A 25,880-nucleotide genomic window follows, 5' to 3' on the forward strand; every position below is an offset into this window, starting at 1 on the left:
CGGCAGGGAGATTCCTGCCGCCTGTTATTATTTTCACAAAAATCTCCTGACATAAAACTTCCTCAATTCTTCTGCTAAAAACAGGCCGATGCTGAAAGGAATCAAGACTATCAATACCTTCTGTCCCAGAGGGGCTGTCCCGAAGATTTTATTTGCAATAGGATTGTAGATGATAAATGCCGAAAGGATTATCTCTAATATCACGCCGAGTAAAATCAGCCTGTTTGAAAAAAAACCGATGCTGAAGACAGATTCCCTGGATGAACGGCATGCAAAGACATTTCCAATTTGTGAGATGATAATTCCGGCAAGGCATGCTGTTGTTGCCTGTATATAAAGTAAATTATTCGCAGGAAGCATCGTTCCCCACTGCCATCCTCCGGAGTTGAGCACATAGAAGAATCCGAACATGCCGGCAAGCGCCTCAATAGGGCCGAGGAATAGATATGCCCTGCCAAGCGTATTAAAGTTCAGGAGCCTTTCCTCCGGGCCTCTCGGAGGCTGGCTCATAACATCTTTTGTCGGCCTCTCAGCGCCAAGCGCAAGCGCGGGGAAGAGGTCTGTCCCAAGGTCGATAACAAGTATCTGCATAATTGTAAGAGGCAGAGGGATATTGAAGATGATATATCCGATATACGGTACAGCCTCAGGAATATTGGATGCAAATATGTAGCTGATAAATTTTCTGATATTCGAAAATATGCTTCTTCCTTCCTCTACCGCATTGACGATCGAGGCGAAATTATCATCAAGCAGGATCATATCAGAAGCCTCTCTTGCAACATCTGTCCCGGTTATCCCCATCGCAATGCCGATGTTCGCCTTCTTCAGCGCAGGTGCGTCATTGACCCCGTCACCGGTCACGGCAACACGCTCTCCTTCATCCTGCAGAACAGAGACTATCCTCATCTTATGAAGGGGCGTCATGCGCGCGAAGATGATCTCTTCTGCTGAAAGCTTCTCTCTTAATTCATTGTCAGTGATGGCATTCATCTCATGCCCTTCAATAAGGACGGGCTCATTTTTGACAAGCCCGATCTGCCTGCCTATCGCAGTGGCAGTCCTGCCCGCATCGCCTGTTATCATGATGACCTTGATGCCTGCTGCCTTGCATTTTTTTATAGCTTCCGGCACTTCCGGCCGTGGCGGATCCTGAAGCCCCATCAGGCCTGTGAAGACGAGGTCTTTTTCTAAAACCTCATCTTCCCATTTTCCTATCTTCCCATCTTCCTTTATTTCTTTATACGCGAATGCGATAACTCTTAATCCTTCATCCATCATTGAGTGATAAGCCTGAGTAATCGTATTTTTATTATCCTCGCTCATCGCCTCAGCTTTGCCGTTTATAAGAATTGAATTGCATAGCGGAAAGACCGTCTCCATGGCGCCTTTGGTGAAAACAACTACCCCCCCTTCGCCCCCCCTTGTAAAGGAGGGGATAAATGAAGTTCCCCCATTTGCAAGGCCAACAGTAGGTGCCTTAAGCAGGGGCGAAGGGGGGGTGTTTACCGTTGTCATCCTCTTTCTCTCTGAATCAAAAGGTATCTCGTAAACTCTTTCAGAATGCAGGTCGCCGATAGCCTCTCTTGCAGCTTTCAGGATTGCTACCTCGGTGGGATCGCCTTTGTAAATATCATTTTCAAAAGTCGCATTGTTGCAGAGGGATGCGGTTGCCATAAGCATGTCAGGGGAGGGAACTGCTGACCCCTCTTTTTCTAATCTCCATATCTTCTGAACCTCCATCTTATTCTGTGTAAGCGTGCCTGTCTTGTCAGTGCAGATGACTGTGACAGAGCCGAGCGTCTCAACGGAATTGAGCGTCTTTATCAATGCCTTCTTCTTCGCCATCCTCTGGCTCCCCATTGCAAGCGAGAGCGTGACCGTAGGCAAAAGGCCTTCAGGCACATTCGCGATAATAATGCCGATCGCAAATAGGAAGTTCTGCCAGAAGCCCTTTCCTACAAAAAATCCCAGAGAGAAAAATGATATGCCAGTTATCATCGCAATGACCGCGACGATCTTTGTCACCCTGGTGATCTCTTTCTGAAGAGGGCTCAATAACTCCTGAACCCCTCCTGTCAGATGGGCTATCTTACCGAACTCAGTTGACATGCCTGTTGCAAATGCAACCGCTTTGCCGTTGCCGCTTACAACAAGGGTTCCGGCAAATACGACATTAGTGCTCTCGAAAAACTCGCCAGAAAATTCGTCAGGTTTTCTCTGCTTTGCATCCGACTCGCCGGTGAGCGGGGCGTTGTTTACCATCAGGCGGTTTGATTCAATGATCCTCGCGTCTGCCGGCACCTTGTCGCCTTCACTGAGGAGCATCATGTCTCCGGGCACCACATTGCCGGACTCTATCTCTTTTGCCGCACCGTCTCTCAATACCTTTACCCTGAACGGCAGGAGTTTCTTCAATTCCTCTACAGCCTTTTCAGCGCGGTATTCCTGTATGAATGTAAAGACCGCATTGATCAGTATGACCACTGATATCGCTATGCCGAGAGAGAGCAGCCCTTCGCCCGGATGCATGTATTCCGAGAAGAAGCAGAGCGCCGCAGCTATCCAGAGGAGGATGGCTAAGAAATGTGTGAACTGTGCGATGAACTTTTTGTAGAGAGGTGTTCTCCTTACTTCCTTTATCTCATTTGGCCCGTATTCATGAAGCCGTTTTGACGCTTCAGATTCGGAAAGGCCTTTGGCAGAGGTGAGAAGGCTTTTGAGCGCGACTTCTATTGAGAGGTTGTGTATGTTCATGATGGGTCGTCAGCTTTTCTTTCCTCTGAATATTATCAGATTGCACGGCGTATCGCGCAGGACATGTTCAACAGGATTATCCCTTGCAATGGAACTAAGGAGGCTTTTTTCACTCGCCCCCATTACGATGAGGTCATTCTTTCTGAAGGCCGCCTCTACCGTTATGCTCCGCGCAACTCCCCCGTATTCTATCTTCTTCTCAACAGGGATCTTGTATTTATACAGGTATTCTGAAAACTCCTTGATATCCTGCGGGATGTGAATATCCCTCTCCACCGGCTTCAGGCGCACCTCGCCGTGAAAGAATTTCTTAGCCGGCTTGCGTGTGTGCAGCAGCGTTACTCCCGAGCCCATGCCTTCGGCAAGCTTTGCGGCAAAGTATGCCTTTTCTTTGAGCCCTGCTGTTTTGCCGCGCAGTGGCACGAGTATGTTCTTCAGATGCGTGCCTCCCATCTTTACAACCCTCACCATCGCAACAGCGCATGGGAGTTTTATCATCAGCTGCCTTGAAAGGGTCTTTACGAAAAAACGTGCTTTCACATCCTGCCTTCTTGTGGCTGTGAAGACGATGTCTATATCATGTTCATTCACGATCTCCTGTATCTTCTCCGCTGGTTCTCCGCTCTTGATAATGCTCTCAACCTCAACGCTGTTCTCTTCAGCCTCGATAAAGAGCCTCTCAAGCGCAGCCTCAGCATGCCGCAGCCTATCCTTGTCGATATTCTCTTCCGCTACAAAGACGAGAAAGAGCTTTGCCTCTGATGACTTCGCAAGGGTGATGGCATACCGCGCAGCTATCTCAGAGTTAGAAAATTCATTCACAGCGGCGAGTATATTTTTATAGGCCATGATATTTATATATAACTATTAAGGCAGGGTGTCAATGGTTGTGGATAGGCAGGTTTCTAATATAACTAATTCATAAATGCTCTATTGAGAGAGCACCAATCCTACTCCTTAATATTCACATACATCAAACTCCCGGCAATACCGAATGCAACAGGGCCGATCCATGGAGCGAGCCACGGGACTATCGCTCCTGTGTTTCCGAGGGAGATGCTTACTGAATAGGTGAGCCAGTAGAGGATGGTCACGACGATCCCGAGTCCCGCGGCCCTGACGCCGCCGCCCCATCTTGTGTTTAAGGCAAGGGCTACGCCGAATACTATCATCACAAAATTGATCGTGGGATATGCCAGCTTTTCATATAGCTGGACTTTGTATTTGAGGTTCTTGAAGCCTGAGTTTTCCAGCCTGTTGTAATAATCGCGAAGCTCGATGAAGTTCATCTCATCAGGCTTCTTTACCTCTTCCTTGAATATCTTGGGCTCGTCCATAGCATTGGAGACGAGAGAATCATGTTTCTCCCTCATCTGGGTATCAAGGTCAAATACAGTTGAGTTCTTCAGCTTCCATGCCCCGTCTGACCACTCTGCCTCTTCTGATTCGATCCTCTTCTGGAGCTTGAAAGATGGATCAAAGCTGAATATGCTTGTCTGGAGTATCTTGTCGCTGTCCTGGACAAAATCCTTTATGCGGATGAGGCTTCCGTCCAGCCCTTTGAGCCAGAGCGCCTCTTCCCTGAAGGTGACCACTTGAGACCGTTTTAATATTTTTACACTTCTGACATAGGCAGCCTTTCTTGTTGCCGCCGGCACGACTGTCTCTCCGATAATAAATGTAAAGACGCTTATAATGGCGCCGAGCACAAGGAAAGATGAGAAGAGCTTCCTGAGGCTTCCACCGCCTGCCTTGATGGCTACCGTCTCTCTCAGGTTTGAAGCTATGCCGATAGTAATGAGTATGGAAAAAAGCGATGCCATAGGCGATGCGTAGAGAAGGAACTTAGGGCAGTTATATATAAGGTACTGAAACGTGAGATAAACAGGGCTTTTATTGGCATAGAATTCATCTGCCTTGTCAAAGAATTCTGCGATCACAAGTATAGCGGTGATGGTGAATATGAATATCAGGAAGAACTTGAAGAACTCTTTTAAATAATATCTGCGCAGTATGCTCATAACGGGCGAAGTGCTTTTATGGGTTTATCTTTATATGCCAGATAACAGAAGAATACGGCGATGATCCCGAAAAAGATATTAGGCCCCCATCCGCTCAGGAACGGGGGTATCTTTTCCGCCTTTGCAAAACCTTCTCCCATTATCAGGAAGAGGTAATACAATAAAAGTATTGTGAGGCTGAATGAGAAGCTGCCCATCCTGCCCATCTTTCCCATCCTGCTCGCAAGCGCCGGGCCGAGAAAGCCGAAGATGAGAGAGGCGAAAGGTATGGCGAGCCTCCTGTTAAGCTCTATCTTCCATGGCAGATTGTTATTTCTGCCTTTCCACAGTTCCGTGGTCTCCATCTCTGCGGGTTTTGACTGGCTTACGGTATTAATGCCTGAGGCAAGGATAAAGTCATACTGGGAAAATCTTATCTCCGAAGAGCTCTCGTTGTTGTAGGTGTGGATCAGGCCGTTGTTCATGCTCAGTTTTATCGTGCCGTCATCAATGTTTGAGCTGATGGACCCGTTCTGAGCTACGATAATGACCGGGTTTTTGGCCGGGTTTTCCGAGTCATTATATAAAAAGATGCCGTTAAATTCATTTCTTGAAGGCATATCCTTTACATAGATCACGGTGTCTTTAAATACCTTTGAAAAGGTCTCTTCCTCAAGCGCCATGGATGCCTTTTTTGTGATAGCCTCATGTAGCGTCTCCTTAAATAAGCGCGTGCTGAGAGGGGAGAGATAAAGGCTGACAAAGAGAAGAATGATGAAGCCGAGTATTGAGATGGTTACAGATGATTTGGCTATGCCGCCGAAGCTCATGCCGCTGCCTTTCAATATGACGATCTCGTTGTCAGCAGACATCCTTCCGTATGTAAGGAATATCGATATGAGTATCGCCATCGGGATCGAGAGCAGGAGTATCGACGGCTGAAGATAGAGAAATACCTTGATGATATCTTTCATGTCTGCGCCCTTGCCCATGACAAGCTTTGTGAGCCTGACGAACTTTTCCATAAAGAGGATCACGGAGAGGGAGAATATCGCCACCATGAAGTTCTTGAAGAGTTCTTTGAATATCAGTCTGTGGATTATCATGGCTTATATTCTATAACATCAAAGATAACTTTGGTCACGCCCTCTCTCACAGACCTCAGCCGCGATAGGAACTCATCACTCTTCTTATGCTCCATAAAGAGGGCTGCAGGTTCTATGAAGTCAGGATCAGAGTTGATGATATTTATGCTGTTCAGCTTCATAAGTGTCTCGATCTTCCGCAGGTATTCATACGCATCCAGAAGGATCGTCTTTTCCTGCTCGGATATTATCCCGAACTTGGCGAGCCTCTTGATAGCGGCAGGCGTATTCTGTACAAGCACTTCAGGGTATTTTGCCGCATTATGAAGCTGGAGATATTGCACATGAAATTCGATCTCCTCTATGCCTCCGGGCCCGAGCTTGATATCAATGCCGTCAGACTCCCGCGAGAGCTCTTTCATTATCCTTTGTCTCATCCCGGCTATCTCTTCCTTCTTCACATCAATGCCTTTCTTTGTGATCACATATGAAGCCATTGAAAGGAACTCATCTCCGATCTCCGGATCGCCTGCCACAGGCCTTGCACGAAGGAGCGCCTGAAGCTCCCACGGATGCGCCTTCTCAAGATAGTAATCTTTATATCCTTTTATATCCTTGACAAGGCTGCCTTTTGAACCGTCAGGCCTCAGCCTTGTATCCACGCTGTAGAGCAGCCCGGCGTCAGTATATGATGTCAGCGACTTCATGATCTTCTCAGCTGCTGAAGCTGCCTCAGGCGTCTCTGCTATAAAGATTATATCAAGGTCAGAGCCGAAGGTCATCTCTCTTCCGCCGAGTTTCCCGAGCGCAATAACAGAAAGCCCGCTATGAATATATTTATCAGTTATCACGTTAATGACCGCTTCAGCAAGATATGACATATCCCTGAAGAGTGTTTCCGTATCAAGTATCTTCTGAAGAAAGAGCATTCCGAGCCTGACCTCTTCAAGCCTCCTGAACCTTGCGGCCTGGAAATTAAAATCTTTATTTTCACGTGTTGTTTTTTGGAGTTTTTCCTCTATAGACTTGAGCGTCTTATATATGAACCAGTCTTCGATCAGCATATTAAAATAGTGCGGGCTGCTGAGGAAGATCCTTGAAAGATAAGAGCTCAAAGAAAATATCTTGATAATGCCTGTCATCAGCTCCTTCTGCTCCACAAGAGCTGTAAGGTGGGCGGTCTTCATGCCGAATGATGTCAGAAGGCTTTCGATGCCGGCAATAGCGCTGTCAGGATTCTCAGCCGTCAGCGCGCTTTCAAGAAGCTGGGGCATTACCTTTCTTGAGAGAGAACGCTCCTGCATCGTGCGGAAGACGCGCATATGCTCTCTTATCTTATTGAGATTCATCAGGCTTTGATCCGGCTTCCGCACCTTTCTGAATGAGAGGTAGCTCCTGAGCTCATTATCTTTCAGCTCGCCTTCCAGCAGATTCAGCGCCTCTGCATGGACATCCTCTGTGGTGCCGAGCAGTCCGTTGTACATTGACTTGACCTGCATCCTTTTCACACGCAGGTCTGCAAGAAAATCATCCCCGGACAAAAAGCCCATATTCTTCGCAAGCGCCTCGACCTCTTCATCAGATGAAGGGAGCGTGTGTGTCTGAAGGTCTTCCTTCATCTGAAGATAGTGTTCAACACGCCTTAAATAAAGGTAGTTTTGCGAGAGGATCGTCAGGTCTTCTTCCGGGATCATCTTCATATCTATAAGCGCTTGAATGGCTTCAAGTATCCTGCAGGTCTTTAAAGAGCTGTTCTTTGCGGCAAAGAGAAGCTGAAATGTCTCGACAAAGAACTCAGCCTCCCTGATGCCGCCATAACCGCGCTTGATATCATCGCGTGAAAATGTCGAGTCAATGCTCTTCTTTAATCCTTTTATCTCCTCTAACTCAGAGAAGTCAAGCGTCTCTCTCCAGACGAATGAGGCTGCTGTCTTCATGAACGCTACGCCCAGGCCGATATCGCCTGCAACAGGCCGTGCCCTTATCAACGCCATCCTCTCCCATGTCCGTCCCCATGACTCGTAATAAGTTTGATATGCCTTCACAGGCAGGGCTATGTCGCCCTTCTGTCCCTGAGGCCTTAACCTCAGGTCAACCCTGTATGCAACCCCGTCTTCAGTCTGAGCAGAGAGCAATTTGCTGAAAAGCTCTATTGTCTTGCAATAGAACTCATGGTTGCTTATCCTGTTGAAGATCACGCCTGAGGGGTTTGCAACGCCTGACGTCTCTCCCTCATCATCAGCATAAACAGCTATCAGATCAACATCCGAGCTGTAGTTAAGTTCCTCCCCTCCAAGCTTTCCAAGGGCTATGAGTGTGATCGCGCTTTCAGAAGGCGCGCCGAATCTTGACTGATTGAATTTGAAAGAGAAGGAGAGCGCTTCTGAAATTACCACCTCAGCAAGGGAGGAGAGTTCATGCATTGTAGTCTGAATATCTGTTTCCCCTGAAAGATCTCGCAAGGTTATTCTCAGCAGATAACACTTCTTGAAAATCCTCAGCGCCTTCATTACATCATTTGTCTCTGCGCCTTCATCAAAGATGAGTTCTTTAACAGCCCTTGCCTGAAGAAGCTCTTTTGTAATCACATCTTTGCTTTCATCTATCGCCGAATAGAGCTCTTCAGGATTGGCGATGCCGAAATTCGCAAGGAACTGGCTTGATGCAAAGAGCCTGGCTGTAATTTCAAGATATTCCTGGCCAAGCCTGTTCTCATGATTCTGTTCAAAGAACCTTACAAGGTTTCTCTCGGCCCGCTTCGGGTCTGAAGACTTCATAGCGGCCTCTGATATTTGCTTTAATGTATCGTTATTAATAACCATGACTCGTTATCGGCAGAGTATTTTGTCTTTTAAGGGCATAATTAATGATTTTTTGCTAATATAACCGATATCTGAAGTTGTAATAGAATAATCCAAACCGGAGGAAAATACTATGAAGATGATCGTGGCTATTATAAAGCATTTTAAGCTAGATGATGTAAGAAAGGCGCTGACAGACATGGGCGCCGTGGGCATGACCGCCACTGAGGTCAAAGGCTTTGGCAGGCAGAAAGGGCACATGGAGGTTTACAGGGGAGTTGAGTATGAAGTGAAGTTCCTGCCTAAAGTAAAGATAGAGGTAGCTGTCACTGATGATAAGCTCGATGAGGTGGTAACTGCGATAGAGAAGGCCGCGAAGACAGGAGTGGCAGGAGAGATAGGAGACGGCAAGATATTCGTCTATAACCTTGAAGAAGTGCTGAGGATAAGGACAGGCGAGAGGGGAGAGTCGGCGATTTAGAGGATAGTAATATCTGGATCGTTAATCTTTCAGTATGTGAAATAAATTTATTTCTTTATAAATTCTTCCCAATCTGCTCTTAACTAATGAATAAAGTAAGTTTTCTTATTTATTTCAAGAGTAGACATGAGGTGTTTTAGCTTGTCCCGCTTATCTCCGCAAGCGAAAATGATTTATTTAAAAATTAACGCCAATTTGCAATAATATAGACAGTTAACCCAACACTAATTAACTATGTCAAAAATTAAAGATATTCCAAAAATTGACAGACCGAGAGAGAAATTTTTAGCAAAGGGTTCCGACGCGCTCTCTAAAAGCGAACTTTTGGCTATTCTTATCGGGAGCGGGATAAAAGGAAAAAATGTCAAACAGCTTTCCGAACAAATTATCAAAAAACACGGCAGTAATTTCCTAAATTTAACTATAGATGACTTGCTTGTAATTTCAGGAATTGGTCAAGCTAAGGCGTTGCAGATTATATCGTCAATTGCTTTGGTTAAAAGATTTTATGACGAAAAGAAACCGCAGGAAAATTTAATTTTAACTGCTAAGGACGCCATTGCTTTAAATTCCAATTTAAAAGAAAAGAAAAAAGAATATTTGGTTTGCCTTTATCTCAACGCAAGAAATGCTTTGCTTAAAAAGGAAATAATATCCATCGGCACGCTTGATAAAAGCTTAATACATCCCAGAGAAATTTTTGGACCAGCTGTTGAATTGCGCTCGGCTGGTATTATATTGCTTCACAACCATCCTTCTGGCGACCCAATGCCAAGCGAGCAAGACAAAGAAGTTTTTAATAAGATTGTTGAAGCAGGAAAAATCATGGGCGTGAATGTTCTTGATTTTATTATTATAGGAGATGAAAAAAACTACAGTTTTTTTGAATACTTGCGGGGAGAAAAGAAGCAAGATTTTTACATTTCCGATGGAGTGCAATTTTCACTTCTCGACTTATTGATAGACAAGAAAAATGCATATAACAACCAAGAAGCAGGGGCAATAAAAAAAATAAAAATCTTAGATTTGTTCGCTGGAATAGGTGGAATAAAAATCGGTTTCGAAAAAGCTGGCTTTGAATGCGTTTTTTCAAACGACTTTGATAAGGATTGCAAGATTACTTACGATTTAAATCTTTCTGACGATCAAAAATCTTTAGTCCTTGGCGACATATCTAAAATTTCATCCAATATAATTCCTGATTTCGATATCTTAACAGGAGGGTTTCCTTGCCAGCCTTTTTCAATTGCTGGATACCGAAAAGGTTTTTCGGATGACGGCAGGGGCAATTTATTTTTTGAGATAGTAAGAATTTTAAAAGACAAACAACCAAAAGCTTTTTTGCTTGAGAATGTAAAAAATCTTAAAACCCACGATGACGGGAGGACAATAAGCATTATTTACAGTGAGTTGCAAAAACTCGGGTACCATGTTGTAGATAAAGTGCTAAACACCATGGAATACGGTAACATACCGCAAAACAGAGAGCGTATTTATATTGTCGGCTTTTTAGATCAAGAAGCATTTAACAATTTTTCCTTCCCAGATAAGATTATTCTTACAAAAACTATTAATGACTGCCTAGAAGAAAATGTTGAAGAAAAATATTACTATAATGGCAAATCTCTTTATGCAAAACTAAAAAAAGAAGTTGTTAAGAAAAATACCATATACCAATGGCGGCGACAATATGTGCGAGAAAATAAAAATAATGTATGCCCCACGTTAACAGCGAATATGGGAATGGGCGGACATAATGTGCCAATAATAGTTGATAAAAAAGGAATACGTAAATTAACACCCAGAGAATGCGCTAATTTCCAAGGATTCCCCGAAGATTTTAAATTGCCGAATATCGCAGATTCTAGTCGTTATAAGCAATTTGGCAATTCTGTTTCTATTCCAGTGATTGAGCGGGTTGCTGTTAATATTAAAAAAGCATTAATCTAACAATATGATTTTCTTCCCTAATCAGCCAAAACAACAGCAAATAGAATATAAAAAACTTCTTAAAATAGCAGGTTGTCTTTCTAATTTATTTTCAGATTCTGCTGTTCCATATCTGTATTACCGAATTGCGGAGAAAATATTTTGTAAATCTTTTCTCGCGGAAGATTTATCAAGGAGCGATGTTTCGACTGACGCAAAAAAAAATAACCTTGGGATTGGTTTAAAGACATTTTTAGTCGGCAATTCAAGAACTTTCCAAAAAGTGGCTGAATTTAACAGCGATAGATTTTTGTATGAAAAATTAAACGCTGAAAAACTTGTTTTTAAAATTGCTGAATTAAGAAATGCAAGAATAAATTTTACAGAAAAAGCTCACGGACTGGAAAATTCCATTTACCATTGCGTATTAAGAGATAAAGGTAAATTTTTAATTTTTGAGGAACCGATGCATAAAATTGAAATCGGCAACATCAAAAATATTAAAATGAATAAAGGATCAATATCTTTTCAAGACGGTAAAAATGATTATTCGTTTTTAGTTTCAAAAAGCACACTGACAAAAAGATTTATAACTGAATCAGTTTTGCATAAATTTGACATTGAAATTTTAAAGGATCCGCTTGCTGAACTCGAACAATTACTGAATATCAAAGATATTGGATTTGAGGGAGAAGTTAAAATAAAACAAACTATATTTTTACCGCTTTATGGCAGAAAGCAGACAGTTTTTGAAAAAAGCGGACTTAATCAGTGGAATGCTGGGGGAAGACCGAGAGATCCTAATGAGGTTTATATCCCAATTCCAGCAGAAATTCATCGTAACTTCCCTAAGTTCTTTCCAGGTCGAGATACGCCATTTTTCTTAAAATTTCCAGATGGCGAAAATGTAGAATCAAAAATATGCCAGGCAGGCGGAAAGGCTTTGATGACTAAATCTAATAGGAAATTAGGAAAATTGATTTTGAGAGATGGGTTAAAACTAAGAGAGGGAGAATTAGCCACTTATGATAAATTGCAATTATTTGGAATTGATTCGGTGAGAATAGATAAAATTTCCAACAATCAATTTGAAATTAATTTTTCCGCAACTGGAACCTATGATAATTTTAAAGAAAACTTTAACTTGTAGCATATGGACATGTTTTCGAAGAAAAAAAGAAGCGAAATCATGTCTAAAATTAGAAGCAAGGACACAAAAATTGAAATTCTATTTAGAAAAGCCCTTTGGAAAAAAGGTTTTAGATACAGAAAAAACAGCAGTAAATATTTTGGTAAGCCCGACCTCGTTTTGCCGAAGTATAAAACCGTTATTTTTATAGATTCTTGTTTTTGGCATAATTGTCCAAAACATGGCTACTTGCCAAAAAGCAATTTGAAGTATTGGAATCAAAAAATCAATAGAAATAAAGAACGAGACAAAGAAGTAAATAAACATTACAAAAAATCAGGTTGGGGAATTTATAGAATTTGGGAGCATGAATTTAAGAAAAAAGATGCAGAAACTATAGTTGATAAACTTATTTTAAAAAGCAGATTGAGAAAAGAATAAGAAAGGGCAGAGTTATGAAAAGGGTTGACGGAACTTTCAATCTCTTTATAAACATTTGGTTGATGCATATTAGTAATTAAATATAAAAAGGCTCAAGCTGAATCATCAGCCTGAGCCTTTTTGTTTTGCTATTGATAATCTCTTAAATATCGTAATACATAAAGAACTCGTACGGGTGCGGCCTGAGCCTGAGCGCGTCTACCTCATTTGTCCTCTTGTAGTCTATCCACTTTGTAATGGCATCTTCTGTGAAGACGTTTCCTTTCATGAGGTACTTATGGTCCTTCTCAAGCGCGTCAAGCGCGTCGTCAAGACAGCCCGGCATCTGCGGGATATTCTTGAGTTCTTCTGCCGGAAGGTCGTAGAGATCCTTATCCATAGCCTCTCCCGGATTGATCTTGTTCTCAATTCCGTCAAGGCCTGCCATGAGCATCGCGGCAAACGCGAGGTAGGAGTTGCATGACGGGTCAGGGAACCTTACCTCAACCCTCTTTGCCTTCGGGTTTGCTGAATAGGTCGGTATTCTTATTGATGCCGAGCGGTTTCTTGCTGAATATGCAAGGTTGACCGGAGCCTCGAATCCGGGTGTGAGCCTCTTGTAGGAATTGGTGGTCGGGTTTGTCAGAGCTGCAAGCGACTTTGCGTGCTTTAATACTCCGCCGACATAGTGTAATGCCATCTCACTAAGTCCCGCATATCCGTTGCCTGCGAAGAGAGGCTTCCCGTCTTTCCATATGCTCTGATGCACATGCATTCCAGAGCCGTTATCGCCAAAGAGAGGCTTTGGCATGAATGTTGCGGTCTTGCCGTGCCTGGTTGCGACATTCTTAACAATATATTTAAAGATCATGTTCTTGTCTGCCATCTTCACCATGGAATCAAACCGCATATCTATCTCAGCCTGTCCCGCGGTTGCAACCTCATGATGCTCTCTCTCTACATAGATGCCGCATTTCTGCATCTCAACTACCATCTCGGTCCTGATGTCAACCTGACTGTCTGTCGGCGGCACAGGGAAATATCCTTCTTTATGACGGGGCTTGTAGCCGAGGTTCGGATTCTCCTCCCTGCCTGAATTCCATATGCCTTCTGCAGAGTCGATAAAGTAGTAGCCGCTGTGCGCGTTCTGGTCGAAACGTATGCCGTCAAAGATGAAGAACTCTGCCTCAGGCCCGAAATACGCGGTGTCGCCGATGCCTGTTGATTTCAGATACGCCTCTGCCTTCTGAGCTATATATCTCGGGTCTCTTGTGTAGAACTCCTTTGTTATCGGATCTACGATATTGCAGATAAGGCTGATCGTCGGGTACTTCATGAACGGGTCCATGAATGCTGTTGTCGGATCGGGCAATACAAGCATGTCTGATGTGTGGATCGACTGCCATCCCCTTATGGACGAGCCGTCAAAACCAAGGCCCTCTTCAAATATCTCCTCTTTCAGTTCGGCAACCGGTACAGCAAAATGCTGCCAGATCCCCGGGAAATCAAGGAACTTGAAGTTAGCCATTACCGCATTGTTCTTCTGAGCCATTTTGATCACTTCTTGTGGTGTCATTTTCTCCTCCTTTGGATTTATTGTCAGCTATAAGTTGACAGTTTTTAGTAATTAAATTTAACGCCCATCCTACTATTTGTCATGCCCGAAGTTTTTAATCGGGCATCCAGAACATCCTAAAGCCTCCTGGATTCCCGCCTAAAAGATCACGGGAATGACAACAAAACTTTAAGCAAAGAACTTCTCGTAAAATTTCAGAGCCCTCTTGTGATATTCAGGGTATATGCTCTCTGACTGCCTGAGCATCTTGTCGATATCTTCTCCCTTTTCATCCTTAAACCATTCCCTGATTATCTCAGGAGTGACCTCTATATGGAACTGAAGGGCATGAATATTATCTCCGTATCTGAACGACTGATTTTCATACTTGTCTGAAAAGGCTGTCCTCACCGCTTTTTTCGGCAGGTCAAAGGTATCGCCATGCCACTGAAAGACCTCTGCAAGAGGTTCGCCGTTTACAGACAAGGCGGAAACAGCAGAGTCTTTCATACCTTCTTCTGTTATACCAACCTCATGCCAGCCGATCTCTTTTGCCGCACCGGGATATACCTTTGCGCCAAGGGCGTAAGCTATCATCTGCGCGCCGAGGCAGATGCCCAGCACAGGCCTTCCGGTCTTTATAAATGCCCTTATCATAGCTGCTTCATAGCTGAGAAATGAATGATCATCCATCTCATAGACAGCCATTGGCCCGCCCATAATTACAAGATGAGAATAATTCCTCATGTCAGGGATCTCGGTCTTGCAGTCAGAAAGGTCAATAATGCTGTATGCCATGCCTTTTTCCTTAAGAAAGTCCTCTATCGTTCCGGGGCCCTCAGACGTTATGTTTTTTATGATAAGAACTGACATTAATTTATTATATATCCCTGCTCACCATGGCCGTAAACATCCAGCCCTTCGACCTCGCACTCCCTGCAGACCCTGAGCGGGGTGACCGCATTTACGGCTTTTAGAATAACATAGGTTACAACTGCTGTATATACGCCTATCGCTGCCACGCCGATGAATTGTACAAAAAGCTGTCCTGACATACTGCTGATCCCTTGAGCAAACCCCTGTCCGCTGAATATCCCCAGCCCTGTTGAAGCAAAGACACCGGCAAGCAGGGTGCCCATTATACCGCCCACTCCGTGAACAGGGAATACATCAAGCGAATCATCTATCTTCATAACGCTCTTCATAAAGATCACGGCATTGAAGCAGACAAACCCTGCGATAACACCTATGACAAGTGCGCCTGCAGGCCCCACATATCCTGAAGCCGGAGTTATCGTTCCAAGCCCTGCCACCATGCCTGTTACAGTGCCGAGCGCTGTGGGCTTTCCGAACTTTCTCCACTCAAAGAACATCCATGACATCGCTCCGGCAGAGGCTGAGATATGAGTGACCAGCATCGCCATTGCGGCGTTGCCGTTTGCAGCGAGCGCGCTTCCGCCGTTAAAGCCGAACCATCCCACCCAGAGCATGCCTGCCCCGGCAACCGTCATGGTCATATTATGCGGCGGCAATAACTCAGTCGGGAAACCGTCGCGCCTTCCTATCACAATAGCAGTCACAAGTGCTGCTACACCTGCTGTGATGTGAACGACTGTGCCGCCTGCAAAATCAAGAAGGCCCATCTGCTGCAGCCATCCGCCTCCCCAGACCCAGTGGGCAACCGGGCAATAGACTGCGATAAGCCAGACAGAAGAGAAGAGCAGCATGGCTGAGAACCGCATCCTCTCAGCGAAAGCGCCGATAATGAGCGCCGGTGTAATGATCGCAAATGTCATCTGAAATATCGCAAAGAGCGACTCAGGTATACTGCCGGTCAATGAATCTTCCATCACGCCGGCAAAAAGGAACTTTGAAAGCCCGCCCAGAAAAGGGCTGCCTTCGGAGAAGGCGAGGCTGTAGCCTGCGACGAGCCAAATGATCGAGACTATCCCGGTGATGGCAAAGCACTGAAGCAATACGGAAAGGACATTCTTTGTGCGCACCAGCCCGCCGTAGAACATGGCCAGCCCGGGTATCGTCATAAAAAGAACCAAGGCGGTTGAGACGAGTATCCACGATGTGTCGCCTGAATCCAGTTTTGATGCCTCGCCTGCAAAGGCGCTGCCGTAAAGAGCAAAGAATGTGAACAATACCGCCAAAACTTTTAGCGTTAAACTCTCAACTTTCAGCTTTGCCATTATATCGCCTCCCTCCCTTTTTCTCCGGTTCTGATCCTGATGACCTCTTCAAGGTTGTAGACAAATATCTTGCCGTCTCCTATTGAGCCAGTCTCGCCTGTCTTTGCGCCGTCCTGGATAGCTTTAAGCACATCGTCAAGCCTTTCTTTGGTCACAGCCACTTCGATCTTGACCTTGGGAAGGAACCTTACCTCATACTCCACGCCCCTGTAGACCTCCATATGGCCTTTCTGCCTGCCGAAACCTTTTACCTCTGTTACTGTCATGCCTTCAACGCCCATATCTGTGAGGCTTTTTCTGACCTCGTCGAGCCTGAAATGCTTGATCACAGCAGAAACCATCTTCATGAAACACACCTCCTGATTTTAAGCTCATGCATTGGGTTATAAACAAGGCCAATAAGCATTGACTATATATCAAGAAGCGTACCACCTTGAAACTGCTTATTTTAAAGGAGTTACGAATTAAGTTGTCCTACATTTTTGTGGGAGCTACAAAAATGTAGGACAACTTCAATTATCAAAGAACGGTAATACCTACAGATCATATCCGGCTTCTTAGTGCTGCTGTTAAATCGCTTCCTTGCCTCTTTCCCCTGTCCTGACCCTGATGACATCTTCAAGGTTATAGACAAATATCTTGCCGTCGCCTATCGATCCTGTCTCGCCGGTCCTTGCACTCTCCTGTATCGCCTTAAGCACGGCATCCAGCCTTTCTTTAGGTATGGCAACTTCTATCTTTATCTTGGGGAGGAACTTCACCTCATACTCCACGCCCCGATAGACTTCCATATGGCCCTTCTGCCTGCCGAAACCTTTGACCTCTGTTACGGTCATGCCTTCAATGCCCATATCTGTAAGGCTCTTTCTCACCTCATCAAGCCTGAAATGCTTTATAACTGCTGAGATCATCTTCATAGTATTGTCCTCCAATTTTTATAATGTGTATCCGCTTTCGCCATGCTGCGCGTGGTCTAATCCTGCCATTTCGTCCTCTTCGTCAACTCTTAGCCCCATGACCGCATCAAGCACCTTCAGGATGATGAGTGTGATCACAAAGGAATAGACCCAGCAGGCGCCGATGCTTATCAGCTGATTCACCATGAGAGACGAATTCCCGAAAAACAAACCGTCATTGCCTGCCGCATTGATCGCCTTTGAAGCAAATAAACCTGTTGCTATCGCACCCCATGTTCCGCCGACGCCGTGAACTCCGACCGCATCGAGCGAGTCATCGTAGCCGAATTTTGTCTTGAGATTTACCGCCCAGTAACATAAGGCGCCTGCCACAAGACCGATAACGATCGATGACATAGGCCCGACAAAACCTGAAGCCGGGGTGATCGCGACAAGCCCTGCAACCGCTCCTGATGCAGCTCCGAGAGCTGTCGGTTTGCCCCTGTGCTTCCATTCCGCAAATGTCCACGATAATGCAGCAGCCGCCGTAGCGATATGCGTAACAACAAAGGCTGATGTCGCAAGAGCGCCTGACGCAACCGCGCTTCCACCGTTGAATCCGAACCATCCGAACCACAATAACCCTGCTCCAAGAAGCGTCATTGTTACGTTATGCGGCATCATCGCTTCTTTGCCGTAACCCTTTCTCTTGCCGACAACGATGGCGGCAGCCAGCGCCGACACACCTGAACTGATATGAACTACCAGTCCGCCTGCGAAATCAAGCGCGCCGAGATTCCTAATCCATCCTCCGACTCCCCATACCCAGTGAGCAAGCGGGAAGTATACAAAAGTTACCCAGACCACAATGAATACGAGATACGTGCTGAACTTGAACCGTTCGGCAAACGCCCCTGTTATAAGCGCAGGAGTGATGACGGCAAACATCATCTGGAATATCATAAAGGTCTGATGCGGGATCGTTGCCGCATAATCAGTGTTCGGCTCAAGCCCTACACCATTTAAGAAGGCCCAGTCGAGATTGCCTATGACATGCCCGACATCCGGGCCGAATGAAAGGCTGTAACCGTAAAGCACCCAGATAATGGTTACAACACCGAGTGCGATAAAGCTCTGCATGATCGTTCCAAGCACGTTCTTCCGCCTGACCATGCCGCCGTAAAAGAGCGCAAGCCCCGGCGTCATCAGCATGACAAGCGCGGTTGAGATCAGCATCCATGCGGTATCGCCCGTATCGATCTTTGAAGCTGCGGCCGCTGCCTCCTCTGCAAAAGCAAAGCTTGCGATGCTCAATAATGTCAGCGCTGCAAATAAAATACTTAATAATCGTTTCATCTCTCCTCCTTATATTCAGTTAGAAACTGAGGGTCAGATTAACACCGCCAAGCAGGGTGTCATCAAGTTTTCCGTTAAAATTGTATGAATTTCCGTCAACAGTTCTCTTTGCTTTTGCGGACAGCGGGAAATAGTACTGGACAACAGGCTGAACCGTAAGGGTCGCAGCCACGGGTATTGTGAACCCTGCCTTAAGCATGCCGTCGTGGAGCGCGCTGTATTTTTCACCTGTATACGATCCTGTTGAGCTTTCATATGTCTTCCAGTAATTTCCGCTTCCGATGAAATAACCCGCTGACGCGGCAAGGTCAAGGTTTATGTCATTGTATACAGGCATTGAATGAGATACCGCAATATTTATATACGTGCCCGGGTATTCGGTTACATCGCGGTAGACCGACAGCACAGGTTTCAGCAGCGTATCATAGCCCGCCGTAACAAAGAGCTCTTCTGTTTCAGCCGCGTATTTGGTTCCGTAATATATGTAGCCTGCCGTAAGGCTGAGCTTGTCAATAGCGTATGTGTAACTCAGGGTAAGGTCTGTTTCGTTGAAGCTCTTCTGGTTCAGCCTGTCCGGGACAAAGGACTGTGTCGGATTCTCCTTGCTGTCGATATTGCCCCATAATGAAGCGGAAAACCCTTTGTATGCGATACCGATTGACGGCTGCACCAGCACACTGTCTGAGCTTAGTTCATAACCCCTGAATACATATTTGCTGAAGACCCCTGCTGCCGCGCTTCCTGTGACCTTAGCCTCCTCAGCTTTTGGAGCTGAAACGGAAAAGGCCGCTGTTAAAAACATTGCTGTCATTAAAATACTTATACTCCTTTTTATCTTCCTTTTCATCTTTTTTCTCCTCATTAAATTATTTTTTTCAAACCTGCCCCGGCTTATTTGGTTCCTTCTTCACTTCGCATGTTTTACAGACATCATCCTGCACCTCCCTGATACCGTATTTTTTAATCTTGTAACCTATCATCCTCTCGGTGATGCCGAGCTGTCTCGCAGCCTTTGCCATCACCCAGTCACATTCAATAAGCGCATAGATTATTGAGCTCTTTTCAAAGCTCTCTATCTTATTTTTTAGTGAAACCATAAACAGTTAATAGCGAGAAACATGCCAGTTTGTAACTCTTTGATTTTAAAGGAAACATCAGGACGGCAAGGCTACATTAAAGTATCTTAGCTGACAAAAAAGAAGGTAGGCTACAATTTAGTAAGTAGGAGATGTTATGAGAAGAGTATATCCTGGTCGCTTCTGACCTGAGAGAAGGATTTTTCAGGCAGATTAAAGATGTTCTTAAAGACCCTGTTCATTACAGAGATCAATTGACGGAATTTATAGGCATTGTGATGAGACTCTCCGCTATATTCCGACCTTTGCCAGCTTTTCTCATCTGATATGCGGAGCTCTAATGCAAGTGTATGCTGTTCCGTTTTTATATTAAGACGGCCCCTCATTTTATATTCAGCAGTACCGGGAATGATAATTTTGCCTGTTCCGGCTATCCGGTGAATGGGTAAAAAGAAGTTTATCTTGCACTGGAATTTCTTATGGCCTAATGAAGAATAAGGGTTATTGGCCGTATTGACTCCAAGGGCGTTATAAAAATTGTTGGCATTAGCTGAAACTTCATCCTTATCATTCGGCGCATCCTTTCCTTTACCCATAGAGAGGGAGGCCATGAGGCTTCCTACCGCGTCTGTCATATCCTCAGGCAGGTCAAATAATGTCTGGGTTATGGACTGTGAGATCGTATTTTCCTGAAGTATAACGCCTCGCTTCTGAAGCGCATGAAATAGTTTTAAGGTATCATCTCTCTTCTTTAAGATAAAGGTAATTGCCAGAAGGTCTCTGATATTGTAGGCCTCTCCCTCAAGGTTCTTGCCAAGTTTGGTAAACATGCTTTCCGGGCTCTTCAACCTTGCCTTTATCTCAACAATATCGACTTCAACCCCGTCTCCGCTATTGAAGGTCAGGATTTTTTGTTCTACATTATATTTAACAAATTCTTTCAGCTTATGGAAAAAAGCAGAGATCTTTACAAATGCCCTTTGAGCTGCTTCGCTTTCCGGAAGTTCTCCGGGATTCTCCCAATCATAATTAAATATGTCGTGAAGGCTCTGCCCTTTACTTTCAAAGAACAAGCCCAGCTGGGCGAAGTCGTTAACATCCTGGCTCTCCTCCTCGATTGACTTGATCAGATGCGCCACTTTCAGGATCGAGCATGCCATGCGCTGCCAGCCGGGCGTAACATTTAGATTTTGCCCTTTGTAGCCATAGAAAACATGCGGATACTTTTTTGATGAAGCCAGAAGAAAGAGATGACGCGGGTCTTCGGCGACAATTTCCCTGAACTCCTGACCGCGCAATATAGCCTCTATCTCTTCCATGACCTGTAAAGAGTTAGTGTATAGATACTGATTTTTGGTATTCAAAGCCTTGAGCCCTTCAAGCTGTTTTTTTAAAAACGGGAACATAAAATCAAAACAGTAGCTGTAGGCCTGCGCTATGTATTGCTGCGCCCTTTTTTTCTCGCTTTCATTCAGCTCATTGCTGTCTGACGTATCAAACCCGCGGTTGCCCATCATCCTGGCCGCTTGTCTCAGGGCGGCCTCATAATTCGTTGCCTGCAGCAATAAATACGGGGTCATTTCGGTTCTCTCGAGGATAGAGCCGAATATCTCATGATAAAGTTCCTGGCCTGATGAGGAATATTTTGTTTTTATCACGTTGCACTCCTTAATTATTAATAGAGCGAAAAGCGTGCCAGCTTATAACCCGCTGAATTAAAAAGAAAGCATGTTGTTACAGAACTACAGTAAGGTAATATTAGTGACAATAATGATGCAGTTGATCTCCGAACCTGACCGGTTCAGCAGGATGAGACGCCTCAACCGCCACCTCTATGGTCGCATGAGTGGGCGGGGGAGCTTCTTTCGGATGTGGAAGACGTGGAAAAAGATGATATCAGTTTATTGACTTTAAGTGAGCCGCACGCAGTACAAGCTGGGTTATTATCAGAATCCAGAATGCTTCGTAAAAGAGAGAACCTCTTTTTGCAATCATTACATATATATTCGTAAATAGGCATCGTTTCTCCGCTTAGCAGTACTTATACAGATCATTAACAAATTTCAGATACGCGTTCGGAGGTTCAATGATCTCCATTCCTACATTGTATATTATCTCTGAAAATTGCTGAGAATTAACATGCAACCACTTTATGCTGCATTTTAGGTCAATAATATCATCTGACGGGAGCATGAAATTCACACTGACATTGTTCCCCGGAATAAACCCCTGCACTTCTACATCAGAAAAGACCCTATGAAAGATGCCGTGCTCAGAGATATTTTCAATGAAGCCGTTTAAGCTTTTATCAGCGAATGTGAGTTCCGCAAAAAGGCTTAAGTTGACTCTTTTTGAACGTCTATTTTCAGTAATGTTACCCATGATGATATTTCACAATATTATACATAGGACATTGATAAATATGTAAAATAAATGAACTGCCAGGCCGCAGTATGACGGGTGGTTTAATCCCCTTCAAACTCTGTAAGGCAGTGCACTTTATACCCTTTGCCGGTCAGCCTCTTTTCGCCGCCCACATCAGGAAGGTTCACGATGAATGCCATCTCTGATACTATGCCGCCGAGTTTTTCTATAAGAGTTGCCGCAGCCAGAGCTGTTCCGCCGGTTGCAAGCAGGTCATCGACCAGTATGACCTTTGCGCCTTTCTCTATGGCGTCCTTATGCATCTCAACAGTGTCTGTCCCATACTCAAGTTCGTATTCATGTCTTACGACCTCAGCCGGAAGTTTGCCGATCTTTCTGACAGGCACAAATCCTTTCCCGAGCGTGTATGATAATGCCCCGCCGATGATAAAGCCCCTTGCCTCTATGCCGACGATAACGTCAAAATCCATATCTTTTGTAATATATCTTTGCGTCAGGGCATCAATGACCAGCCTGAAGCCGACCGGGTCTTTAATAAGGGTGGTGATGTCTCTGAACATTATTCCTTTTTTGGGATGATCCGGGATTGTTCTTATTCTGGATTTGATAGACATAATGATCTCCTTATTATTTACAGTTATTGACAGCAGTTATCGTCGTATTCAGCGATCTTCGGAATGACCTTCAGGAACAGCTTTATTACATTGCCTGAGTTCTTCCTCATCGTCTCTAATATCATCTCCCATGTGACCGGCTCTTCTTCCTCATGCCAGCAGTCATAATCAGTTGACATCGCAATCGCCGCGTAATGCATCTTCTTCTCCCTCGCGAGATTGGCCTCAGGCACGGTGCTCATGTTTATGACATCTGCGTTCCAGCTTCTGAACATATGGCTTTCAGCCTTTGTGGAGAACCTCGGCCCTTCGATGGTTATGACGGTCTTGTTTGCATGAAAGGGCAGGCCCATCTCTTTGGCAGATGAAGAGAGAAGGTTTATGAGATTTCGGCAGAAAGGTTCTGCCATCGGAGTATGCACTACAACATCCTCATTAAAGAATGTGGTCTCTCTCTTTCTGGTATGGTCTATGAACTGGTCCGGAAATACAAGATGCCCCGGCGCTATCTCTTTCCTTAAAGAGCCGACCGCCGTAGATGCGAGTATGTGCGTGCATCCCTGCTCTTTGAGCGCCCAGATATTCGCCCTGAAGTTTACCTTTGACGGATATATTGAGTGGTCTTTGCCGTGCCTGGCGATGATCGCCACATCGATCCCGCCGATCGAGCCGATCGTAAGAGGTGATGTCGGTGCGCCGTATGGGGTCTCAACCTTTATCTCTTTTGCATCTTTCAGGATATCAGGGTTATCAAGCCCCGAGCCTCCGATGATTCCGACCTTGATCATTTATAGCTCCTTTGAAATGGTTTTTTGATTATAGACTTTCCCATCTTAATTCTTCAATAATTGCATGTTAATTAAAGTCTGTTCTATTATAAAAAACCTTAAGACTCCTTCTTCTACGGCGTTTAGGTTCATTGAAAATGAGCAACATACTTGTCCTTTTTGACATTGACGAGACGCTTATAGATTCCGGCAAGGCCGGGAGCAGGGCGCTTAACAGCGCGTTCTATGAGCTCTTCGGCATCAGAGACGCCTTCAGGGATATTAAGATGGCGGGCATGACAGATATCCAGATAATGAAGGAAGGGCTTATGATGCATGGGCTCTTAAGCGACAGCGGAGAGGTTGAGGTGCTTATGTATAAATATCTCGATCATCTTTCTCATGAGATCAACAACCCGTGGAAGTATATAAAGCCCGGCGTGCTTGAGATACTTGATACGCTTACCTGGGATGCGGTTCCCCTCGGACTTCTGACAGGCAACCTTGAGGCAGGCGCGGATATAAAGCTGGCATCGTTTGACCTTAGAAAGTATTTCTCTGACGGCGCTTTCGGAAGCGACCATGAAGACCGCAATATGCTCCTGCCGATAGCGGTTAAAAAGTTCTCACAGATCGGGATCAATACAACATATGAAAAGTGCGTTGTCATCGGCGATACCCCGCGTGATGTGATGTGCGCCAAGATCTACAATGCCCATTCGATCGGAGTCGCTACAGGGCCGTACAGCAAAGCTGATTTGGAAGAGGCGGGGGCTGATCTGGTTCTTGAGGATCTGGCGGATAAAGCGGTTTGCCTGGAATATATCAATAGTATTTAGCCCTCTCTATACTCCAACACAGACACTGAAAAAAGTAATTATGCCAAATATTGATGTGAGGAAGCCTTGAGGTTCAGCTGTATATCTTATGGTTACTAAGATATACTTTTTTTGGTCAATTATTTATAATGATATTCTTAATTATCTATGAAAAACATATCGTTAACGGCATAGTTCAATGGAAATAATCCTGCGAGAGCATATCTCGAAGATCCCTCTATTTTCAGAGGTCGACCACGACGAACTCTTCACTTTACTGAATACCTGTACTGTAGAGGTTTTTGATCGTGGAGAAAAGATCTATAACTACGGCGATTATGGCGAAGACTGCTGTGTCATTCTCTCAGGCCGGGTAAGGGTTGAGTTAAGTCCTGCAAATACTTTTGGTGAAATATTGTTAGGTGAAGGTGACATCTTTGGGGAAATAGCGGCACTTTCCGGATATGTCAGAACAGCGGATGTTGTCCCCTTAAAACGTACAGAAGTTCTTGTAATACCTAAAGAGACGTTATTAAATCTTTTTGATAAATTCCCTCTGATCAAAAGCAGGATAGATGCTCTATATTGTGAGCGTGTTCTTGCTTCTCAGCTCCCCTCTATTCCAATCTTTATGGGATTGACCAAAGACATAATTGAAGAGCTGATCGATAAAGCAACTCTCCATACCTATAACAGCGGTGAGGCTGTTTTTCATCAGGGAGATGAAGCGGATGCCTTTTATGTCGTTAGATATGGATTGGTAAAGATCACGGAGACGGGGGCTGATGGAAGAAAAAGGGTGCTGGCCTATCTTAAGGCAGGGCATTACTTCGGTGAAATGGCCTTGGTAAATGAGAATGAGAAGAGGATGGCTACCATTACTGCTATCAGCCGGACTGAACTTATTAAGGTATCGCGGGCTGATTTCCAAAATATAATAGAATTGCACCCAAGGGTTAAAACAAGTCTGGAGACAAGTATTGAAAAGATAAAACAGAAGAACATGCATATGCGCGAGGATGAACATATGGAGAAGACTCTGCGCTCTGTGATCGACATGGGAATTGTTCAGTCGAAAGAGGTGCTGGTTATTGATATTACAAAATGTATCAATTGTGATAATTGCCTGAAAGCCTGCGGTGCGCTGCACAATGATCAGGTCAGGCTGGTAAGAAAGGGGGTAGCATTAAACAACAACCTGCTCATCGCCTCATCATGCTGGCATTGTGAAAATCCCTCATGCATGATCAAATGCCCGACAGGTGCTATCAACAGAGGTTTTGAGGGTGAGATCTATCACAATAAGTCTTGTATTGCATGCGGGCTATGTGCCAAAAACTGCCCGTACGGGAACATATTTGTTGTAGCTCTGCCTGATACTAATGGAAATAAGGATGTTAATAATGGATTCCTCAGCCGTTATTTTAAAAAAAGAGACAGCAGGCAGATAGATCAGGAACCTGATGTAAAACGAAAACCAAAAAGAATGGTTGTAAAATGCGACATGTGCCGTGAACATCCTTTCATGGGATGCGTTTACAACTGCCCGACCGGAGCGGCACGGAAGATAGATACTTCAAATTTCTTTACGGATGTCATAAATCTAAATTGAG

24 protein-coding genes are annotated in these 25,880 nt (G+C 44.7%); 6 read left to right on the forward strand and 18 right to left on the reverse strand.

The window, feature by feature from the left end:
• Positions 1 to 33: 33 nt before the first annotated feature.
• The 5 genes from Q7U10_05455 to glnE form a co-directional block, all read right to left on the reverse strand.
• Positions 34 to 2,757, reverse strand: a complete 2,724-nt coding sequence (locus tag Q7U10_05455) for a cation-transporting P-type ATPase (protein ID MDO8282057.1) — start codon at positions 2,755 to 2,757, stop codon at positions 34 to 36.
• Positions 2,758 to 2,766: 9 nt separating this feature from the next.
• A complete protein-coding gene (locus Q7U10_05460) occupies positions 2,767 to 3,606 on the reverse strand; it encodes a universal stress protein (GenBank protein MDO8282058.1) in 840 nt (279 codons plus the stop codon).
• 101 nt (positions 3,607 to 3,707) lie between these two features.
• Entirely contained in the window at positions 3,708 to 4,778 is a 1,071-nt protein-coding gene (locus Q7U10_05465; GenBank protein ID MDO8282059.1) for an LptF/LptG family permease, read from the reverse strand.
• The gene (locus tag Q7U10_05470; GenBank protein MDO8282060.1) at positions 4,775 to 5,863 is read right to left on the reverse strand and encodes an LptF/LptG family permease; all 1,089 of its coding nucleotides are present in this window, start codon (positions 5,861 to 5,863) and stop codon (positions 4,775 to 4,777) included. The genes Q7U10_05465 and Q7U10_05470 overlap by 4 nt, the downstream gene beginning before the upstream one ends.
• Entirely contained in the window at positions 5,860 to 8,619 is a 2,760-nt protein-coding gene (gene glnE, locus Q7U10_05475; protein MDO8282061.1) for a bifunctional [glutamate--ammonia ligase]-adenylyl-L-tyrosine phosphorylase/[glutamate--ammonia-ligase] adenylyltransferase, read from the reverse strand. The genes Q7U10_05470 and glnE overlap by 4 nt, the downstream gene beginning before the upstream one ends.
• Before the next feature lie 157 nt (positions 8,620 to 8,776).
• Between glnE and Q7U10_05480 the strand changes: the two genes are divergently transcribed.
• From Q7U10_05480 to Q7U10_05495, 4 genes are all read left to right on the forward strand, one after another.
• Positions 8,777 to 9,124 (forward strand): P-II family nitrogen regulator, encoded by a 348-nt coding sequence (locus tag Q7U10_05480; GenBank protein ID MDO8282062.1) that lies wholly within the window; start codon positions 8,777 to 8,779, stop codon positions 9,122 to 9,124.
• Positions 9,125 to 9,358: 234 nt separating this feature from the next.
• Positions 9,359 to 11,074 (forward strand): DNA repair protein RadC, encoded by a 1,716-nt coding sequence (gene radC / locus Q7U10_05485; protein ID MDO8282063.1) that lies wholly within the window; start codon positions 9,359 to 9,361, stop codon positions 11,072 to 11,074.
• Between the two features lie 4 nt (positions 11,075 to 11,078).
• Entirely contained in the window at positions 11,079 to 12,203 is a 1,125-nt protein-coding gene (locus tag Q7U10_05490; GenBank protein MDO8282064.1) for an NgoFVII family restriction endonuclease, read from the forward strand.
• Between the two features lie 9 nt (positions 12,204 to 12,212).
• A complete protein-coding gene (locus Q7U10_05495; GenBank protein MDO8282065.1) occupies positions 12,213 to 12,623 on the forward strand; it encodes a very short patch repair endonuclease in 411 nt (136 codons plus the stop codon).
• A 142-nt stretch (positions 12,624 to 12,765) separates the two neighbouring features.
• On the opposite strand, the gene glnA is transcribed toward Q7U10_05495, so the two are convergent.
• The 13 genes from glnA to mtnP form a co-directional block, all read right to left on the reverse strand.
• On the reverse strand, positions 12,766 to 14,178 hold the full coding sequence (glnA, locus tag Q7U10_05500; GenBank protein MDO8282066.1) for a type I glutamate--ammonia ligase: 1,413 nt from the start codon (positions 14,176 to 14,178) through the stop codon (positions 12,766 to 12,768).
• A 168-nt stretch (positions 14,179 to 14,346) separates the two neighbouring features.
• Complete coding sequence (locus tag Q7U10_05505; GenBank protein MDO8282067.1) at positions 14,347 to 15,030, reverse strand: gamma-glutamyl-gamma-aminobutyrate hydrolase family protein; 684 nt, start codon at positions 15,028 to 15,030, stop codon at positions 14,347 to 14,349.
• A complete protein-coding gene (locus tag Q7U10_05510; GenBank protein ID MDO8282068.1) occupies positions 15,030 to 16,355 on the reverse strand; it encodes an ammonium transporter in 1,326 nt (441 codons plus the stop codon). The genes Q7U10_05505 and Q7U10_05510 overlap by 1 nt, the downstream gene beginning before the upstream one ends.
• Complete coding sequence (locus Q7U10_05515; GenBank protein ID MDO8282069.1) at positions 16,355 to 16,702, reverse strand: P-II family nitrogen regulator; 348 nt, start codon at positions 16,700 to 16,702, stop codon at positions 16,355 to 16,357. Before Q7U10_05515 ends, Q7U10_05510 begins: the two co-directional genes overlap by 1 nt.
• Before the next feature lie 222 nt (positions 16,703 to 16,924).
• Positions 16,925 to 17,272 carry a P-II family nitrogen regulator gene (locus Q7U10_05520; protein MDO8282070.1) on the reverse strand — a complete coding sequence of 116 codons (348 nt, stop codon included), beginning with the start codon at positions 17,270 to 17,272 and terminating at the stop codon, positions 16,925 to 16,927.
• Positions 17,273 to 17,290: 18 nt separating this feature from the next.
• Positions 17,291 to 18,607 carry an ammonium transporter gene (locus Q7U10_05525; protein ID MDO8282071.1) on the reverse strand — a complete coding sequence of 439 codons (1,317 nt, stop codon included), beginning with the start codon at positions 18,605 to 18,607 and terminating at the stop codon, positions 17,291 to 17,293.
• Between the two features lie 19 nt (positions 18,608 to 18,626).
• Positions 18,627 to 19,454 carry a TorF family putative porin gene (locus Q7U10_05530; GenBank protein MDO8282072.1) on the reverse strand — a complete coding sequence of 276 codons (828 nt, stop codon included), beginning with the start codon at positions 19,452 to 19,454 and terminating at the stop codon, positions 18,627 to 18,629.
• 28 nt (positions 19,455 to 19,482) lie between these two features.
• The gene (locus tag Q7U10_05535; protein ID MDO8282073.1) at positions 19,483 to 19,704 is read right to left on the reverse strand and encodes a helix-turn-helix domain-containing protein; all 222 of its coding nucleotides are present in this window, start codon (positions 19,702 to 19,704) and stop codon (positions 19,483 to 19,485) included.
• 134 nt (positions 19,705 to 19,838) lie between these two features.
• A complete protein-coding gene (locus tag Q7U10_05540; GenBank protein ID MDO8282074.1) occupies positions 19,839 to 21,341 on the reverse strand; it encodes a hypothetical protein in 1,503 nt (500 codons plus the stop codon).
• A 161-nt stretch (positions 21,342 to 21,502) separates the two neighbouring features.
• A complete protein-coding gene (locus Q7U10_05545) occupies positions 21,503 to 21,703 on the reverse strand; it encodes a zinc ribbon domain-containing protein (GenBank protein ID MDO8282075.1) in 201 nt (66 codons plus the stop codon).
• An 11-nt stretch (positions 21,704 to 21,714) separates the two neighbouring features.
• Complete coding sequence (locus Q7U10_05550; protein ID MDO8282076.1) at positions 21,715 to 22,065, reverse strand: PilZ domain-containing protein; 351 nt, start codon at positions 22,063 to 22,065, stop codon at positions 21,715 to 21,717.
• Positions 22,066 to 22,148: 83 nt separating this feature from the next.
• Positions 22,149 to 22,682: an adenine phosphoribosyltransferase gene (locus Q7U10_05555; GenBank protein MDO8282077.1), complete on the reverse strand. Its 534-nt coding sequence runs from the start codon at positions 22,680 to 22,682 to the stop codon at positions 22,149 to 22,151.
• A gap of 23 nt (positions 22,683 to 22,705) precedes the next feature.
• Positions 22,706 to 23,470, reverse strand: a complete 765-nt coding sequence (gene mtnP, locus Q7U10_05560; GenBank protein ID MDO8282078.1) for an S-methyl-5'-thioadenosine phosphorylase — start codon at positions 23,468 to 23,470, stop codon at positions 22,706 to 22,708.
• Between the two features lie 137 nt (positions 23,471 to 23,607).
• On the opposite strand from mtnP, the gene Q7U10_05565 reads away from it, so the two are divergent.
• A complete protein-coding gene (locus Q7U10_05565) occupies positions 23,608 to 24,288 on the forward strand; it encodes an HAD family hydrolase (GenBank protein ID MDO8282079.1) in 681 nt (226 codons plus the stop codon).
• Positions 24,289 to 24,466: 178 nt separating this feature from the next.
• A complete protein-coding gene (locus Q7U10_05570) occupies positions 24,467 to 25,879 on the forward strand; it encodes a cyclic nucleotide-binding domain-containing protein (GenBank protein ID MDO8282080.1) in 1,413 nt (470 codons plus the stop codon).
• The last annotated feature ends 1 nt before the right edge of the window (position 25,880 follow it).

Source organism: Thermodesulfovibrionia bacterium, from assembly GCA_030646035.1.
In the GTDB taxonomy this organism is placed as follows: domain Bacteria; phylum Nitrospirota; class Thermodesulfovibrionia; order UBA6902; family UBA6902; genus JACQZG01.

Coding starts and splice junctions, on each gene's coding strand:
- Q7U10_05455 (MDO8282057.1), bottom strand. CDS start 2,757: ATGAACATACACAACCTCTCAATAGAAGTCGCGCTCAAAAGCCTTCTC.
- Q7U10_05460 (MDO8282058.1), bottom strand. CDS start 3,606: ATGGCCTATAAAAATATACTCGCCGCTGTGAATGAATTTTCTAACTCT.
- Q7U10_05465 (MDO8282059.1), bottom strand. CDS start 4,778: ATGAGCATACTGCGCAGATATTATTTAAAAGAGTTCTTCAAGTTCTTC.
- Q7U10_05470 (MDO8282060.1), bottom strand. CDS start 5,863: ATGATAATCCACAGACTGATATTCAAAGAACTCTTCAAGAACTTCATG.
- glnE (MDO8282061.1), bottom strand. CDS start 8,619: ATGAAGTCTTCAGACCCGAAGCGGGCCGAGAGAAACCTTGTAAGGTTC.
- Q7U10_05480 (MDO8282062.1), top strand. CDS start 8,777: ATGAAGATGATCGTGGCTATTATAAAGCATTTTAAGCTAGATGATGTA.
- radC (MDO8282063.1), top strand. CDS start 9,359: ATGTCAAAAATTAAAGATATTCCAAAAATTGACAGACCGAGAGAGAAA.
- Q7U10_05490 (MDO8282064.1), top strand. CDS start 11,079: ATGATTTTCTTCCCTAATCAGCCAAAACAACAGCAAATAGAATATAAA.
- Q7U10_05495 (MDO8282065.1), top strand. CDS start 12,213: ATGTTTTCGAAGAAAAAAAGAAGCGAAATCATGTCTAAAATTAGAAGC.
- glnA (MDO8282066.1), bottom strand. CDS start 14,178: ATGACACCACAAGAAGTGATCAAAATGGCTCAGAAGAACAATGCGGTA.
- Q7U10_05505 (MDO8282067.1), bottom strand. CDS start 15,030: ATGTCAGTTCTTATCATAAAAAACATAACGTCTGAGGGCCCCGGAACG.
- Q7U10_05510 (MDO8282068.1), bottom strand. CDS start 16,355: ATGGCAAAGCTGAAAGTTGAGAGTTTAACGCTAAAAGTTTTGGCGGTA.
- Q7U10_05515 (MDO8282069.1), bottom strand. CDS start 16,702: ATGAAGATGGTTTCTGCTGTGATCAAGCATTTCAGGCTCGACGAGGTC.
- Q7U10_05520 (MDO8282070.1), bottom strand. CDS start 17,272: ATGAAGATGATCTCAGCAGTTATAAAGCATTTCAGGCTTGATGAGGTG.
- Q7U10_05525 (MDO8282071.1), bottom strand. CDS start 18,607: ATGAAACGATTATTAAGTATTTTATTTGCAGCGCTGACATTATTGAGC.
- Q7U10_05530 (MDO8282072.1), bottom strand. CDS start 19,454: ATGAAAAGGAAGATAAAAAGGAGTATAAGTATTTTAATGACAGCAATG.
- Q7U10_05535 (MDO8282073.1), bottom strand. CDS start 19,704: ATGGTTTCACTAAAAAATAAGATAGAGAGCTTTGAAAAGAGCTCAATA.
- Q7U10_05545 (MDO8282075.1), bottom strand. CDS start 21,703: ATGCCTATTTACGAATATATATGTAATGATTGCAAAAAGAGGTTCTCT.
- Q7U10_05550 (MDO8282076.1), bottom strand. CDS start 22,065: ATGGGTAACATTACTGAAAATAGACGTTCAAAAAGAGTCAACTTAAGC.
- Q7U10_05555 (MDO8282077.1), bottom strand. CDS start 22,682: ATGTCTATCAAATCCAGAATAAGAACAATCCCGGATCATCCCAAAAAA.
- mtnP (MDO8282078.1), bottom strand. CDS start 23,470: ATGATCAAGGTCGGAATCATCGGAGGCTCGGGGCTTGATAACCCTGAT.
- Q7U10_05565 (MDO8282079.1), top strand. CDS start 23,608: ATGAGCAACATACTTGTCCTTTTTGACATTGACGAGACGCTTATAGAT.
- Q7U10_05570 (MDO8282080.1), top strand. CDS start 24,467: ATGGAAATAATCCTGCGAGAGCATATCTCGAAGATCCCTCTATTTTCA.